General features: G+C 64.5%; 2 protein-coding genes and 1 pseudogene. 2 read left to right on the forward strand and 1 reads right to left on the reverse strand.

The features are described 5' to 3' along the window. On the reverse strand, positions 1 to 518 hold a 518-nt coding region (locus ACFE71_RS15450), incomplete at its 3' end, for a family 43 glycosylhydrolase (RefSeq protein ID WP_375429646.1). 1,065 nt (positions 519 to 1,583) lie between these two features. Here ACFE71_RS15450 and ACFE71_RS15455 point away from each other — a divergent pair. Continuing rightward, on the forward strand, positions 1,584 to 2,228 hold the full coding sequence (locus ACFE71_RS15455; protein ID WP_375429647.1) for a CerR family C-terminal domain-containing protein: 645 nt from the start codon (positions 1,584 to 1,586) through the stop codon (positions 2,226 to 2,228). Beyond that, positions 2,225 to 2,648 (forward strand): annotated as a pseudogene (locus ACFE71_RS15460) (hypothetical protein); the annotation flags it as partial. The gene ACFE71_RS15455 and the pseudogene ACFE71_RS15460, both read left to right, overlap by 4 nt.

Genomic DNA, 2,648 nt, shown 5'->3' on the forward strand with positions numbered 1-2,648 from the left:
GCGAGCACGCTGTCGGGACCGACATAGGGCGAGTAGACGAAGTAGCGGCTACCTCGATGCTCGAAGACGGTCCCGTCGATACCCGGCCGCGCCGTGTTCACCCGGCCGCGGTCGACCCAGCGACCTGACAGCGGATCCTCGCCGGCATTCTCCAGCACGAAGACGCCGCGATGGTCGTCATCGTCGTGATCGCTCGCCGCGGCGGAGTAGTAGACATACCACTTGCCATCGATGCGGTGGAGCTCAGGCGCCCAGATCGACTGGGCGTTGGCGCCACGCGTCGGCGGGGTCCAGATCGTCACCTCTCGCGCTTCGGCCAGACGTGCGATGTCGCGCGTGCGGCGGATCGCCAAGCGATCGCCGAGCGTATGCATATAGTAGTAGTTTTCACCCACCCGCGTGATCCAGGGATCGGGTCCGGATGCGAGTAGCGGGTTGCTGAATGCGCGCGCCTTCGAAGGTGCCGAGACAACGGGGCCATTTACTATCGCGCTGGAGGCACATCCGCCCACGGTCACTAAACTTCCGACCAGCGATAGTGTCGTTACCCAGCAACCCTTGAAACTCACGATTTGTCCTTCCCTCGAAGGGCGCGCCCTTGAGACAGAGAAGTGGAAATAGAAGAAGCCCGGCTATTTTGAAATGTCGTACCGACGCGCACACTCCGCCGCTCTTACCTGATGTAAACACTCTGATGATCAAGACGTCCGAGCGCTCTCGACCCGCACTCTGCCGACAAGTTCGCTGATTTTAGAGCAGCCGTGAGTGGTGCTTGCGCTCCGGATTTCATCATCGGCTACAAAAGCGTGACCCAGGCCGACGTCATCGCGGCGCTTCAGGCAGCGGAAGACGAACTCCCAGCCGACATACGGGCGGTGCGGCTCTCGCCCCGACCAGGCTTCTCCGGAGACATCTTTGCGGACCGATCGCGCAAGGCCGATATCGACTACGGTGAGCGGAAAACGCTGGGTTTGCCGAAGACGGGCCGGGACACGACGCGCGGCAGCGGCGGCAATTGCATGCTCGAACGCGGCTATGTCGGGTCAGCTCGAACTGCTCGAACCGTTGGCACAAGGCACGGCCCACTCTTAATTATCTCGCATGAGAGACCCACATGCGGACGTTCGAAGCGCACTCGCCGCTCCCCGCTTTCTCCCGGTTGTTCAGCTTCGGTTTGACTCGATCAATCCGGCAACCTGGTATCGCATGACTCTTTTCCGCACGTCATTTCAAATGATCGTCCGCATGGAAGGCGAGCATGCGCCATGGTTGGGCTGACGGATGGCATACCGTGTTCAACCGGGAGACTCGCTACATCCGTCGCGAGGAAGGCGCTTGGCTACGAAGCCCGCCGGGCGGAGATTGCGCGCCGCAACGGCATCGCCACGCCCGACAGGTTGCAGGTAAAATAACTTCTGCAGATACCGACAGCGAGCAACGGCGGCTTCCACCTTCCGCAGACTGCGCCCATCCACCCGCGCATATCGGTGCTCGATCCGCCTCTCGCCCGTTCATCAACGGATGACGCTTATCGAAGCGGCGGAGCAATCGGCTGAGCTTGCTTGTTCGTTCGATCGAACTAGATGCTGCTTGTGCAAGCCAGACTTCTTGAAGTCGCAATCGCGGAATTCGGATCCAAAGGGCTCGACGGCGCGAGCACGCGAGGCATCGCTGCACGCGCGGGAACGGCGATGTCGTCGATCAGCTACCACTATGGCAGCAAGGAAGGGCTCTACCTGGCGGCGGCCGACCATATCGGGCGGCGTATGGGCGAGGAGATGGCCGACCTGCTTGAACCGTCGGACGTCGATGAACGCGACCCCGCCGCCGCGCGCGTCGCGATCCAGCGGATGCTGGAACGGTTCGCCGACAAGATGGCGGGCCACGCGACCGACGGATGGGCGCTGTTCGTGGCGCGTGAGCAGACGCATCCGGGCGCGGCGTTCGACCGGTTGTTCGACGGAGGAATGGGCCGCGTGCTCAACCGCTTGGTGAACTTGGTCCGCGTCGCGGCCGGCCCGATGAACCGGCACACGGCCGCGATCGCCGCCGTAACGCTGTTCGGTCAGGTGCTGGCGCTGCGGTCCTCGCGCGCGGCCTGCCTGCGCCTGCTGTGCGCGGACGAGCTGTCAGGCGTAGTGCTCGTCGACCTCAAGCGGCGCATCGCCGCCAACACCGACGCGATGCTCGACCGGCTCGCGGTCGAAGCCCGGGAGACACGCCCATGAGCCAGGACGCCGCCACACGGGAGCCGCCCGAAACGCCTCGCGCGAACCCACCACCCCCCTCCCTCGCTGGCGAGACGGACGACACCTCCGACCGGGCCGAGCCGAAAGACGAGAAGCCGGCCAAGCCGTCGATCTTCAAGCGTCCGCTATTCTGGATCGTTCTCGCGCTGGTCGTGGGCGGGGCGGTCGTGGGCGGCCTGCTGTGGTGGCTCAACGCGCGTAAATATGAATCGACGGACAACGCCTTCGTGGACGCGCACATCGTCCGCATCGCGCCCACGGTGGCGGGGACGCTGACGCAGGTGGCCGACATCGACAACCGCCATGTCCAGGCGGGCAGCCTGCTCGCGGTGATCGAGCCCGAAGGCCGCACCGCCCAGGCCAGCGAGGCGGAGGCCGGGGTCACGCAGGCCCAGGCGC

The sequence above is a fragment of the uncultured Sphingomonas sp. genome (genome assembly GCF_964237155.1).
Classification (GTDB): Bacteria; Pseudomonadota; Alphaproteobacteria; order Sphingomonadales; family Sphingomonadaceae; genus Sphingomonas.

Excerpts from the sequence above, each read along its gene's own strand:
- ACFE71_RS15455 (WP_375429647.1), top strand. The coding sequence starts at position 1,584 with ATGCTGCTTGTGCAAGCCAGACTTCTTGAAGTCGCAATCGCGGAATTC.